We start from the raw sequence: 12,606 nt of genomic DNA on the forward strand, positions 1-12,606 counted from the left end.
CGCCGCCGGCGACGACTGGCTGCTGCTGGACGTGATCCCTTTGTCGCTGGGCATAGAAACCATGGGCGGCCTGGTGGAAAAAGTCATTCCACGCAACTCGACCATTCCTTGCGCCCGCGCGCAGGAATTCACCACCTTCAAGGATGGCCAGACCGCAATGGCGATCCAGGTCCTGCAAGGTGAACGCGAACTGGTCAGCGATTGCCGTTCATTGGCCAAGTTCGAGCTGCGCGGGATTCCGCCGATGGCAGCCGGCGCCGCGCGTATCCGCGTCACTTACCAGGTCGACGCCGATGGCTTGCTGTCGGTCTCGGCACGCGAACTGCGTTCGGGCGTGGAAGCATCGATCAGCGTCAAGCCATCTTACGGCCTGGCGGATGACGACATCGCCCGCATGCTGCAGGAGTCGTTTGCCTCGGCGGATGTCGACATGCAGGCGCGCGCCTTGAAAGAAGAGCAGGTGGAAGCCGAGCGCATCGTGCTGGCTACCGAATCCGCCTTGCAGAACGATGCCGCATTGTTGTCGGCAGAAGAGCAGGGCGAGATTGCGGCCTTGATCGCGGCCGTCCGTACGCAAGCGCAGGGCATAGATCATGTAGCCATCAAGGCGGCTGTCGATGCGCTGGCGCACGGCACCGAAGATTTCGCCGCGCGCCGCATGGACCGCAGCGTACACGATGCCTTGACCGGCAAGACGCTGGACCAGGTGTCATAAATAATTTCAATAAATTTACACACAGACTCAACCTATTCCCGAGGTAAACCAAGTGCCCCAAATCGTCGTTTTGCCCCATCCTACTTATTGCCCAGAGGGCGTCGTGATTGAAGCCCCGCGCGGACAATCGGTGTGCGATGCCTTGCTCGACCATGACATCGAGATCGAGCACGCCTGCGAAAAATCCTGCGCCTGCACCACCTGTCACGTGGTGGTGCGCGAAGGCTTCGCTTCGCTCGGCGAACTGGATGACAAGGAAGAAGACTTGCTGGACATGGCATGGGGGCTGGAAGCGACTTCGCGCCTGTCGTGCCAGGCCATCGTCGGCGAGGAAGACCTGGTCGTCGAGATTCCCAAGTACACCATCAACCACGCCAGCGAAAACCACTAAGCGGGAGCCGCACCATGAAATGGATAGACACACTGCAGATTGCAGAAGCCCTGTACGATAAATTTCCGGATGTCGATCCGGAAAAAATCCGTTTTACCGACCTGCACAACTGGGTGCTGGAACTGGACGATTTCGACGACGACCACGGCCGCGGCGGCGAAAAAGTGCTGGAAGCCATCCAGGCTGCATGGATAGAAGAAGCTCGCTGAGCGCAGCCGTTTGGGCGTCGAGGCAATAAAAAACCCGCTTTCGCTACACTTGTAGCGAAAGCGGGTTTTTGTTTGGCGCTGCATTTTTTAGCCGCGGCCTTCCAGGTGGCCGTTGACGACGCGGACCGGATCACCGACACGCCAGCCCTGGCCGGATTGCGGGAAGCTGCGCAGCTTGCCGTCTTCCATGCGCACCATGACTTGGTAGGTGGTGTTGGTATGGGTACGTTTTTCCACTTCATTGCCGGCAAAGCCGCCGCCTACCGCACCGGCGACAGTCGCCAAGGTATTGCCGTTGCCGTGGCCGACCTGATGGCCGAGCACACCGCCTAATACAGCACCGGCTGCAATGCCCAGGCCGCTAGGCGGCGCTGCATGCTGAATCGCCTGGATCGATTCGACCTGGCCGCAGCTGCGGCAGATAGCGGGCTGCAGTGGCGCCGACTGGCGCGGCGCCTGAGCATAGTCAGGACGCGGGGCAGCTTGTGGTTGTTGTTGCTGCTGCGGTTGCATCGGCGCTTGCGCATAATTGCTGTTCTGGCCACCTTGCTGCGCGCCGTTGTTCATCAGCGGCTGCTGTTGAGGCTGTTGTTGTACTTGCTGCTGGTTGTAGTCGGCAGAGCCTGGCGCCATCGCGGCCACTGAGGCCGGCGTCGACTGCGAGCTAGGGAACAAGCCGGTCATCGCGGCCACGCCTACCAGGCTGGCCAGCGTGACTGCCACCGCGGCGGTAGCGACCAGCGGGTGAATGCGGTTGTTTGGTTTCGGGTTGTCCATTATTACCTCCAGAAAATCTTTTGTTTGTTGAGTATTGTCATTATCAAAGGTTCGCCGACTGAACACTAGGTTGATAGTGTGTCAGATGTATCCTTATGTAACGAGTTCATTTTTTGATGAAATATTTTACTTGGAGGAAATAAATTTGCTAGGGGAAATTCAAAAAAATGCCTGCGGGGCGTGCATAGACGGTAGGGTGGGCATGTAATGCCCACGCGGTGCGGAGATAGCGTCCGGCGTGGGCACTTCGTGCCCACCCTACCGGAGCTACGGAGGTGAGCTCGAATAGCGGGCAGGGTCAGAAGGTATGACTCATGCCGACCGCATAGCCGGTGATATTGGCCTTGATTGTTTCGCGGTACAAATCGCTGTACAGGGCAGTGCGCTTCGACAGCGGGTGGCTGTAGCCCAAGCTGACCTTGTGGTTGCCGCTGTCCTGGTTGCGCCCGTAGCCGGCCTTGATGGTGTCCGTACCGACGGCGTAGGTGGCGGCCAGCACCATCAGCCGTTCGCTGCTCCTGCCGGCCGCCGCCGCGTTGACGCCGACCAGTTTGGTGTGGGCATAGGAGCCCATGAGCACCAGTCCGCCGAAACCGTAGGAGCCGCCCAGGAAGTAGATATTGTCGTTATTGTCATTGCGCTCATACGATGCCATGGCGCCTGCCGCGCCCTTGCCGTAGTTGAGCGAAATGCCGAGATTGCGGGTTTTAGCCAGCGGATTTCTTTCTACCTCGCCGGCCACTGCAAAACGGAAGCCGGAAAAATCCGGCGAATCGTAGAACACGCCGTTGCTGATGCGGGCGAAATTGGCATAGCCGAGCACCACGTCGCTGATGCCGTCGCTGCTGTAGCTGCCGGTCTGGTAACTGGCCAGCGAACCGTTGAAGCCGCTGTTGTACCAGGGCTCGAACAGCCAGATGTTGTTCCACAAGGGCGTCACCGCGCGGCCGATGCGCAGGCTGCCGGCGCTGTTGCTTTTCAGGCCGACCGTGCTTTCGCCCTGGAAGAAAGTGGTAGGACGCTCTTGGGCGCCGGTGCCCGGGATGAAGCGGGTTTGCAGATTGAAAATGGCGGCTAGGCCGTCGCCCAGGTCTTCCTGGCCTTTGAAGCCCAGCCAGTTGTTGTAGCCGCGTCCCATGATGACGGCGCCGCCGCTTTCCTTGCCGATCGATACATCCAGGTTGCCATACATGGTCACGCTGGTTTGCGCCTGCGCCGGCGATGCCGCCGCTGCGAGCAGGACAAGTCCCAATTTGCAGCTCTCGCCGCACCATTGCCGGCCGCCGCCGCGATTCAGATTTATCATTCCTGGTCTCCGTGTCGTTATAGATTTTTTTTGAGCGCGCATACTGCGAGCCGGCCTATCTTCTGTGATTACGCCGATGTTTCCCAACGCAATTATTAGATGGGCCTATCGCATATTCAGATAAGTCCTACAGGCGCATTGGGGGATGGCTGGAGGGCAGCGGCGCGCCGTCCACGGCGTGTGCGGGGAACGGAATTTCAGGTGGTTTTGCCAGTAGAATGTCAGACACAGCAGCGCATGAAACACTGACAACGCACTGCCAAGATAACTAAATCACAGGAGATACCGATGGACCGTCGCTGCCTGCCATTAAATGCATTGCGCGCTTTCGAGGCGGCCGGCAAGCACCTGAGCGTGACTGCCGCGGCGAACAGCCTGTTCGTCTCGCAGAGCGCCGTCAGCCGTCATATTCTGACGCTGGAAGCCTTGCTGGGCGTGAAACTGTTTGACCGCAAGCACCAGCATCTGGAACTGACCGAAGCAGGGCGGGCACTGTTGCCGGTGGTGAACAAGTCCTTCGACCGCATCGAGCATGTGCTGAAAGATATCCTCAAGGATGGCGCCGAGTCGCGCCGCGTGCTGCACATCCAGATGCCGTCGACCTTCGCGCATAACCTGGCGGTGCCGATCCTGCGCGAATTCAGGAATATCTTTCCGGACGTGATGCTGGACCTGGTGATTCCCAACAAGGTCGGTATGCCGGATATCAACAGCGATATCGCGGTGGTGTATTCCAAGCCCGAAGTCAACGACCTGATCGCCGACCTGCTGTGGCATGTGCGGCTGACGCCGCTCTGCCATCCCTGCTTGCTGCAGGCGGCCAACGCCGCCAGCCTGGCCGATTTTGTGGCCGGCAACGAGATCGTGCACGTGATCCTGGAAGGCCAGCCGCGCCACCGCCTGTGGGATCGCTTCGTGCGGCAGGCGGAGCTGTCCAAGGTGTCGGTGGACCGCGGCCTGGTGTTCGAGACCGCCAACCTGGCGGCGCAATATGCGATGAGCGGCACCGGTGTCGCCTTGCTCGATCCCTTGCTGTTCCAGGACGAGCTGCGCAGCGGCGCGCTGGTGCAGCCGTTCGACGCCTGGGTCGACGACGGTTACGGCTACTACCTGTTGACCCATTCCGACGACTTGCTGGACGAAACGATTGCCTCGTTCCGCTCATGGATGATTCAGCGCTTCGCCAACTCGTCGCTAGAGTTGCAGCACCTGGTGCGCCGCACCGGCTTACCTGCCGTGGCTGCGCAGGCTTGATGCCGCCGGCTAGGCCGGCTGGCTGCCGCCGCTGGAACGCCGTTCGACGAAGCGTCTGACGTAGTCGTCGGCCGGGCGGTTGAGTATGTCGTCGGCGCTGCCGACCTGCACCAGTACGCCGTCGCGCAAGATGGCGATCTGGGCGCCGATGTGGATCGCTTCATCCAGGTCGTGGGTGATGAACACGATGGTCTTGTTGAAACGTTCCTGCAGCACCAGTAGCTGGTCCTGCATTTCCGCGCGTATCAGCGGATCGAGCGCGCTGAAGGCTTCGTCCATCAGGATGATGTCGGTATCGGCTGCTAGCGCTCGCGCCAGGCCGACGCGCTGGCGCATGCCGCCCGACAGCTGGTCCGGATAAGCCTTGGAATAGCCTTTCAGGCCGACCCGTTCCAACCATTCCTGGGCCCGTTCATGCGCCTCCTTCTTTTTCACGCCGCGCGTCAGCAGGGCGAAGGCGGTATTGTCCAGCACCGACCAGTGCGGCAGCAGGCCGAAGCTCTGGAACACCATGCTGATCTTGTTGCGGCGCAGCTGGCGCAAGCCATGGGCATCCAGTGTCAGGATGTTTTCGCCGTCGATCAGGATTTCACCCTGGGTCGGATCGATCAGGCGGTTGAAATGCCGCACCAGGGTCGACTTGCCGGAACCGGAAAGGCCCATGATGACGGAGATCTTGGCTTCCGGGATCTCCAGTGAAATATCGCGCAGGCCGACATTGCAGCCGGTCTGCTGCAAGACTTCTGCCTTGCTCTTGTCCTGCCGCAGCAGCTCCAGCGCGGTTGCGCAATCTGCGCCAAACACCTTGTAGATATTGCGTACCGAAATCTTGCTGGGAGTAGTGTGTGCTTGATTCATGATTTATTCCGGCTTGGTCAGTTGCGAGCGCTGGCGGCGGTTCATGCCGTAGGCCTGGGTGATGCGGTCGATCACGATCGCCAGGATGACGACGGCGACGCCGGCGTGCGCGCCCTTGCCGAAATCGAGATTGGTCAGCCCTTGCAGGATATCCTCGCCCAGGCCGCGCGCACCGATCATCGACGCTACCACTACCATCGCCAGCGCCAGCATGGTGGTCTGGTTGATGCCGGCCATGATGCTGGGGCGCGCCAGCGGCAGCTGTACCCACATCAGCAGCTGGAACTTGGTGGTACCGAAGGACCAGGCGGCGTCGCGGGTTTCCTGGTCGACCTGGCGGATGCCGAGCTCGGTCAGGCGTATCAGCGGCGGCAGCGCGTAGATCACGGTGGCCAGCACTGCCGGCACCTTGCCGATGCTGAACAGCATCACCGCCGGCAGCATATAGACGAACATGGGGAAGGTCTGCATCACGTCCAGCATCGGCAGCAGCAGGCGCGAGAGCAGCTTGCTGCGCGCCATCATGATGCCGATAGGGATGCCGATGACCAGTGAAATGATGATCGACACCAGCATGATGCTGAGCGTCTGTATGGTCTTTTCCCACAAGCCCAGGCAGCCGATGAAATACAGCGCCAGCACGAAAGCCAGGCTCATGCGCACCCGGCGCAAGGCGTGGTAGCTGATCAGGCCGACCACCGCCAGCACCAGCCACGGCGGTATCGATTGCAGGAAGCCTTCCAGCGGCACCATCAGGTAGCGCAGCATGAAGGTGGAAATGTCATGCAAGCCGTCGCCATACTTCTGGACGATGCTGCTGATGCCGGAATTTAAGACTTCGGAAAATGAAATCGGGATAAAGAATTCGAAAGACATGCTGATTCCTTCTGAAAGCGCGGTGTTGCAAGCCGTTGGCGAGCGGATGAGGTGCTGCGTGCGGCTGTTACGGTTAGCGGACAGTAACAGCCGAATCAAGAGTGCCTGCCACGTATCCGAAGCGCATGGCGGCGTTGCCCATGCTCGCAATAGTCCCGCTATTGCTCCGCTGTGCGCCTTGCCCTGCACCTCGGATACGCGTCCTTCACTCTCGATTCGGCTGTTACAGTCCACTAGACGATGAAAGGCAGGATCAAGCCCGCTGCCAGCATAGCGCGGCAGCAGGCTTGAGGGAAACTGCTTACAGCTTGGCTTCGACTTTTTGCGCGACGTCGGCCGGCACCCACTGCGTCCACAGCGCTTTGTTTTTTTGCAGGAACTCCTTGGCCAGCACCGAGCCGCCGACCTTGCGTTCACCCATTTCGGTGATCGCGTGGTTGACGATATCGGCCGGCACCGAGAGTTTGTTGAAGAAGGCGATGATGTCCGGCGCGCCCTTGATGAACGGGGTCGAGACGCCGATGGTCAGCTTGAAGGAAGGCGTGCCGGTGCCGCAGACATCGTCGGTGGTGGTGTTTTGCACGGTCTTCCAGCATTTCTCCGTGAATTCCGGTTCTTGCAGCTGGACGAACTTGTACTTGCCCATCAGGCCGGCCGGCGACCAGTAGTAGAACAGGATAGGCTTGCCGCGTTCGTAAGCCGAGGAAATGGTGGCGTCCAGCGCGCCGCCGGTGCCGGGACGGAAATTGGTGTAGCTGGCGGCCAGTTTGTAAGCCTTGAATTTCTGGTTGTTGATGCGTTCGCAATCCCAGCCGGCAGGGCAGTTGAGGAAGCGGCCTTTGGCCGGATCTTCATCGTCGCTGAACAGGTCTTTGTATTTCGGTAGATCAGCCACCGATTTCAAGCCGGGAGCGATCGCCTTGATGCCGCGCTTGGGGTCGCCGTTGACCACATAGTCCGGTACGAACCAGCCTTCGCGGGTGCCGCCGGCCAGGATGTTGCCGACCAAATCGATCTTGCCGTCGCTGCGCCCCTTCTTGATGACGTTGGTGCGATCCCATTGCTCGACCCAGACCTGCAGGTCGTTCGACACCAGCGCGGTCTCGGTCACCGCAGTGCTGCCGGTGACACTCTCGGTCTTGCAGCCATAGCCGTTGGCGACGATGAAATTGGCGATCTCGGTAAAGAACTGCGCGCTTTCCCAGGTGACGCCGGCGAACTTGACTGGCTTGCCGTCGGCGCACCATTGCGGAATTGCGGTGGCTTGCGCCGCGCTGGCTGCCAGTGTCAGCAGCAGGGCGCCGGCGCATTTGTTGATGATGTTTTGCAAAGTGTTCTCCTTTGGTTTTTTGTCATATCCACTGTATCTGTCGCCAGCCGTGGACTTGGTTGCTGCAGCTAGCCTACTGCGCCTGCCGGCGCCGTAGACTTCGCATGGCTTACAGGCCTCCCATGCACAGGTACTTCAATTCCAGGTATTCGTCGATGCCGTACTTGCCGCCTTCGCGACCCAGCCCGGATTGCTTGACGCCGCCGAACGGCGCTTCCGCATGCGAGATGACGCCGGTGTTAATGCCGACCATGCCGACTTCCAGCGCTTCGGCCACGCGCCATACGCGCGCCATGTCGCGGCTGTAGAAGTAGGCGGACAGGCCGAACTCGGTGGCATTGGCCAACTCGATGGCTTCTGCCTCGCTGTCGAAGCGGAACAGGCCGGCCACCGGGCCGAAGGTTTCTTCCTGCGCCAGCTGCATCTCGGGCGTGGCGTCCAGCAGCACGGTCGGCTGGTAAAAGGTGCCGCCAAGCGCATGGCGGGCGCCACCGGTGGCCAGCCGGGCGCCCTTGGCCAGGGCATCCGCCACGTGCTCCTCTACTTTGCGCAGTGCATCATTGTCGATCAAGGGTCCCTGGGTGGCGCCGTCCGTATTGCCGGGAGCAACTTTCAAGGCCGCCACCCGTGCCGTCAGCTTAGCGGCGAAGGCGTCATACACGCCGGCTTGCACCAGGATGCGGTTGGCGCATACGCAAGTCTGTCCGGTATTGCGGAATTTCGACGCCATCGCGCCATCGGCGGCGGCATCCAGGTCGGCGTCGTCGAACACGACAAACGGCGCATTGCCGCCCAGCTCCAGCGATAATTTTTTCAAGGTATCGGCCGATTGCCGCGCCAGCAGGCGGCCGACGGCGGTCGAGCCGGTGAACGACAGCTTGCGCACCACCTCGCTGGAGGTCAGCACGCCGCCGATCTGCACGGCGTCGCCGGTGATCACGTTCAGCACGCCGGCAGGCACGCCCGCCTGTTGCGCCAGGTAGGCCAGCGCCAGCGCCGACAAAGGAGTTTGTTCGGCCGGCTTGAGAATCATGGTGCAACCCGCCGCCAGCGCCGGGGCGGCCTTGCGGGTGATCATCGCCAGCGGGAAATTCCATGGCGTGATCGCCGCAGTCACGCCGACCGGCTGCTTGATTACCACGATGCGGCGGTCGTTGGCCGGCGACGGCACCACATCGCCATAGCTGCGCCGTGCTTCTTCTGCAAACCATTCGATGAAGGAGGCGGCATAGGCGACCTCGCCACGGGCTTCCGCCAGCGGCTTGCCTTGTTCGGCTGTCATCAGCTGCGCCAGGTCTTCCTGGTTGGCCATCACCAGTTCGTACCATTTGCGCAAGATATTGCTGCGTTCCTTGGCAGTGCGCTGGCGCCAGGCCGGCCAGGCAGCGTCGGCGGCAGCGATGGCGCGCCGGGTTTCGGCAGCGCCCATGTCCGGCACGCTGGAGATGACTGCACCGTTGGCAGGGTTGGCAACATCGAAGCGGGCCTGGCTGTCTGCATCCTGCCATTCGTTGCCGATCAGTGCCTGTTGCCGGAGAAGCTGGGGATTTTGCAATTGCATAAGATTCCTGGAAAGCGTTTGGTCTGTGCATATATTCGACGCAAAGGACAATCCCGCCCAGCACAATAATTAGATGGTGCTATCGAAATTTGTGATGCATGGCCGGCTGTGCAAGATATGTCTTGCGCCCAGGTAGCGGACAGTGCACGTAGCTGTAGGTTTTGTCTGATTCTGGCCTGCCGACTGTTATGCGTTTTTTAGATGGCGTAATCTGTATTTGATGTTTGTCGGCAGCCGCCGCCTGCTCCTACGATGGCTGCTTATCCACCCATTTCAAAACATTTCTCATGCAAACTGTCCGCTTCGGCCGCACCGGCCTCAAAGTCTCGCGTTTCTGCCTTGGCACCATGTCGATGGGTTCATCGAAGTGGAAGGGCTGGGTGCTGGATGAAGACAAGACTGCGCCGATCCTGAAGAGCGCGCTCGATCTCGGCATCAATTTTTTCGACATGGCGGACTGGTATTCGAATGGCGCCAACGAAGAAGTGGTCGGCCGCACACTGCTCAAGCTGAAGCAGCGCGACAGCCTGGTGCTGGCCACCAAGGCCTTCTACGCCATGAGCGAGGACGCCAACGACCAGGGTTCCTCGCGCAAGCACCTGATGGCTTCGATCGACCGTTCGCTGCGTCGCATCGGCACCGACTATATCGATCTCTACCTGCTGCACGCCTTCGATCCGCACACGCCGCTGGCCGAAACCATGGAAGCCTTGCACGACATCGTCAAGTCCGGCAAGGCGCGCTATATCGGCGCTTGCACCATGTATGCCTGGCAATTCGCTGAGATGAATGCGATTGCGCGTGAAAACAACTGGACCGAATTCGTCAACATGCAATGCCAGTACAGCCTGCTGTACCGCGAAGAAGAGCGCGAGATGATGCCTTACTGCCAAGACAAGGGCATCGCGGTATCGACCTTCAGCCCGCTGGCGCGCGGTTACCTGACCGGCGTGCAGAAGAGCGCGCGCACCGAGCACGATCCCTTCCTGTCGCAATTTTTCGGTGACGAGATCGATGTCGAAATCGCCAACCGCGTGGTCAAGATTGCCGCCGACAGGGGCGTACAGCCGGGGCAGGTCGCCATGGCCTGGGTGGCGCAGAACGGCAATTCGACCGTACCCATCATCGGCGCCGACAGTCCGGAGCAATTGCGCCTGGCGGTGGACGCCGGCGAGATTGTCCTCAGCGCCGAGGAATGCCAGTACCTGGAGCAAAGCTACCGGCCGCGCGACATGATCAACGATTACAACGAAGTACGTCGTCCACGCAGTTACAAATCCTGAATACATAACAACTTAACGAGACAAGGAATCCAGATGATCAAGATTGGCGAAGGTTTTTGCGGCAGCGGCCCGAATGCGGCGCACATCAATTTGTTCCTCGGCCCGAAAAACGGTCCCATGGGAACCGCCACGGTGACCGCCGCCAGCAGCCCGGGGCCGGGGCATATCCCGTTCCAGACGGTGCTCAAGCCCAATATGCCGGTCAAGCCCACCACCGTATTCATCGGCAAGGCCGTGCTGACCACGCCGAATCATGAAAACATGACCTGGGGGCCGGCCCAGGCCGGGGTCGCCCATGGCGTCACTAAGGCCTTGCTGGACGGCGTGCTGCCGCCGGAAGCGGAAGACGAGTGGATCGCGGTGGCTGCGGTATGGGTCAATCCGCTGGCCGACGACGCTGACCAGGTGTATGCCAACAACTGTGAAGCGACCTACCTGGCGGCGCAGCGGGCGCTGGCCAAAGGCTGGCCTAGCCGCAAGGAACTGGCGGAGGCGCTGGGCAGCATTTCCAATCCCTTCTATACGCCGAAAAGATAGCGTTCCAGGGACCTGCCCGAGAAGCTGCTATCTTGGGTCGGTCCCTTCATTTTCAGAGAGTTTGTCATGCGTACCTATAAGAATTTCATCGGCAATCAGTTTGTGGACGTAATCAAAGACGAGCACATCGCCGTGTACGATCCCGCCACCGAACAGCTGGTGGCCCAGGTTTCTGCTGCAACGCCGGAGCAGGCGCGGGCAGCAGTCGATGTTGCCGCCGTCGCGCAAAAATCGTGGCGCAAATTGCCGGCCATAGAACGCGCCAAGCATCTACACAAGCTGGCCGATGCCCTGGTAGCATGTGCCGGCGAGATCGGCAAGGCGCTGGCCGCCGAATCCGGCAAGAGCCTGGAGGACGCCAGCAATGAAGCCATCTATGCTGCCGAAATTACCCGCTATCACGCAGAGTGGGCGCGCCGCATCGAGGGCGAAATCATTCCTAGCGACTCGCCCTCGGAAAACCTGTTGCTGATGCGCGAGCCGATTGGCGTGGTGGCTTGCCTGATCCCGTTCAACTATCCGGTCTACACCTTGCTGCGCAAGATCGCGCCGGCCCTGATTGCGGGGAATACGGTGGTGGTCCGTCCCAGCAACAACACGCCTTGCTCGGCTTTCGAAATTGCGCAGGCGGTGCTGGATGCCGGCTTGCCGCCGGGGGTAGTCAACATCCTCAGCATGCAGCACGAGGTGGCGGCCAGCGTCTGTACTCATCCCAAGGTCGGCATGATCACGCTGACCGGCAGCGTCGGCGCCGGCCGCCAGGTGCTGGAATACTCCAAGGCGAATATCGCCAAGTCTTCGCTGGAACTGGGTGGCAAGACGCCGGTGATCGTCGAAGCGGATGCCGACCTGGAACTGGCAGCCAATGAAATTACCGCTTCCAAGACCACCAACTGTGGGCAGCTCTGTACTGCAGTCGAGCGCGTGTATGTCAATCGCAAGGTGGCGGCCAAGCTGATCGCGTTGCTCAGGGAAAAATTCGGCAGCCGCCGATACGGCAACCGTGCTGACAATCCTGCGCACATGGGGCCGTTGATCAATGCGGCGGCACGCAACAATACACATGGAATGGTGGAGCGCGCCATTGCCGCCGGCGCCACGCTGGAAACCGGCGGCGCAATCCCGGCCGGCAAGGGCTTTTTCTATCCGCCGACCCTGCTCAGCAACTGCCGCCAGGAGATGGAAATCGTACAGGAGGAAGTGTTCGGTCCGGCCTTGTGCGTAGTCGAATACGACAGCATCGAGCAGGCGCTTGAGTTGGCCAATGATCACCAGTTCGGCCTGTCCTCGATCATCTACACCGCTAACTACCGTACGGCGATGCAGGTCGCCAATAACATCGAAGCCGGCGAACTCTACATCAACCGGATTCCGGCCGATCCCTATCAGGGTTATCACGCCGGCTGGAAGCGTTCCGGCCTGGGCGGCGACGACGGCAAGCACGGCATGCTGGAGTTCACCCAGACCCGCCTGGTAGTCATGAAGTACTAAGTTTTTCCGGCAGAGCGC

Annotated in this window: 13 protein-coding genes; 7 read left to right on the forward strand and 6 right to left on the reverse strand. The window is 60.5% G+C overall.

Features of this window, described 5'->3' with window-relative positions:
• The 3 genes from VNZ65_RS24940 to iscX all read left to right on the forward strand — a co-directional run.
• On the forward strand, positions 1 to 715 hold a 715-nt coding region (locus tag VNZ65_RS24940), incomplete at its 5' end, for an Hsp70 family protein (protein WP_325673936.1).
• A gap of 52 nt (positions 716 to 767) precedes the next feature.
• The gene (gene fdx / locus VNZ65_RS24945) at positions 768 to 1,106 is read left to right on the forward strand and encodes an ISC system 2Fe-2S type ferredoxin (protein ID WP_062113223.1); all 339 of its coding nucleotides are present in this window, start codon (positions 768 to 770) and stop codon (positions 1,104 to 1,106) included.
• A 14-nt stretch (positions 1,107 to 1,120) separates the two neighbouring features.
• Complete coding sequence (gene iscX / locus VNZ65_RS24950) at positions 1,121 to 1,315, forward strand: Fe-S cluster assembly protein IscX (RefSeq protein ID WP_325673940.1); 195 nt, start codon at positions 1,121 to 1,123, stop codon at positions 1,313 to 1,315.
• An 87-nt stretch (positions 1,316 to 1,402) separates the two neighbouring features.
• On the opposite strand, the gene VNZ65_RS24955 is transcribed toward iscX, so the two are convergent.
• Together VNZ65_RS24955 and VNZ65_RS24960 are read right to left on the reverse strand one after the other, a co-directional pair.
• Positions 1,403 to 2,092 carry a glycine zipper 2TM domain-containing protein gene (locus VNZ65_RS24955; RefSeq protein WP_325673942.1) on the reverse strand — a complete coding sequence of 230 codons (690 nt, stop codon included), beginning with the start codon at positions 2,090 to 2,092 and terminating at the stop codon, positions 1,403 to 1,405.
• A gap of 298 nt (positions 2,093 to 2,390) precedes the next feature.
• A complete protein-coding gene (locus VNZ65_RS24960) occupies positions 2,391 to 3,398 on the reverse strand; it encodes a porin (protein ID WP_325673944.1) in 1,008 nt (335 codons plus the stop codon).
• 288 nt (positions 3,399 to 3,686) lie between these two features.
• Here VNZ65_RS24960 and VNZ65_RS24965 point away from each other — a divergent pair, with 288 nt between their 5' ends.
• Positions 3,687 to 4,652 (forward strand): LysR substrate-binding domain-containing protein, encoded by a 966-nt coding sequence (locus tag VNZ65_RS24965; RefSeq protein ID WP_325673946.1) that lies wholly within the window; start codon positions 3,687 to 3,689, stop codon positions 4,650 to 4,652.
• A gap of 9 nt (positions 4,653 to 4,661) precedes the next feature.
• Here VNZ65_RS24965 and VNZ65_RS24970 read toward each other — a convergent pair whose 3' ends face one another.
• From VNZ65_RS24970 to VNZ65_RS24985, 4 genes are all read right to left on the reverse strand, one after another.
• Positions 4,662 to 5,510 carry a betaine/proline/choline family ABC transporter ATP-binding protein gene (locus VNZ65_RS24970; RefSeq protein ID WP_325673948.1) on the reverse strand — a complete coding sequence of 283 codons (849 nt, stop codon included), beginning with the start codon at positions 5,508 to 5,510 and terminating at the stop codon, positions 4,662 to 4,664.
• A gap of 3 nt (positions 5,511 to 5,513) precedes the next feature.
• Positions 5,514 to 6,386 carry an ABC transporter permease gene (locus tag VNZ65_RS24975; RefSeq protein ID WP_325673950.1) on the reverse strand — a complete coding sequence of 291 codons (873 nt, stop codon included), beginning with the start codon at positions 6,384 to 6,386 and terminating at the stop codon, positions 5,514 to 5,516.
• A 301-nt stretch (positions 6,387 to 6,687) separates the two neighbouring features.
• Entirely contained in the window at positions 6,688 to 7,716 is a 1,029-nt protein-coding gene (locus VNZ65_RS24980) for an ABC transporter substrate-binding protein (protein WP_325673952.1), read from the reverse strand.
• Between the two features lie 109 nt (positions 7,717 to 7,825).
• Complete coding sequence (locus tag VNZ65_RS24985) at positions 7,826 to 9,277, reverse strand: NAD-dependent succinate-semialdehyde dehydrogenase (protein WP_325673953.1); 1,452 nt, start codon at positions 9,275 to 9,277, stop codon at positions 7,826 to 7,828.
• A gap of 287 nt (positions 9,278 to 9,564) precedes the next feature.
• Here VNZ65_RS24985 and VNZ65_RS24990 point away from each other — a divergent pair, with 287 nt between their 5' ends.
• From VNZ65_RS24990 to aldA, 3 genes are all read left to right on the forward strand, one after another.
• Entirely contained in the window at positions 9,565 to 10,560 is a 996-nt protein-coding gene (locus tag VNZ65_RS24990; protein WP_325673954.1) for an aldo/keto reductase, read from the forward strand.
• Positions 10,561 to 10,593: 33 nt separating this feature from the next.
• Entirely contained in the window at positions 10,594 to 11,097 is a 504-nt protein-coding gene (gene fae / locus VNZ65_RS24995; protein ID WP_325673956.1) for a formaldehyde-activating enzyme, read from the forward strand.
• 66 nt (positions 11,098 to 11,163) lie between these two features.
• A complete protein-coding gene (aldA, locus tag VNZ65_RS25000) occupies positions 11,164 to 12,588 on the forward strand; it encodes an aldehyde dehydrogenase (protein WP_325673958.1) in 1,425 nt (474 codons plus the stop codon).
• Positions 12,589 to 12,606 lie beyond the last annotated feature (18 nt).

This window comes from Collimonas sp., assembly GCF_035566555.1.
GTDB lineage: Bacteria > Pseudomonadota > Gammaproteobacteria > Burkholderiales > Burkholderiaceae_D > Collimonas.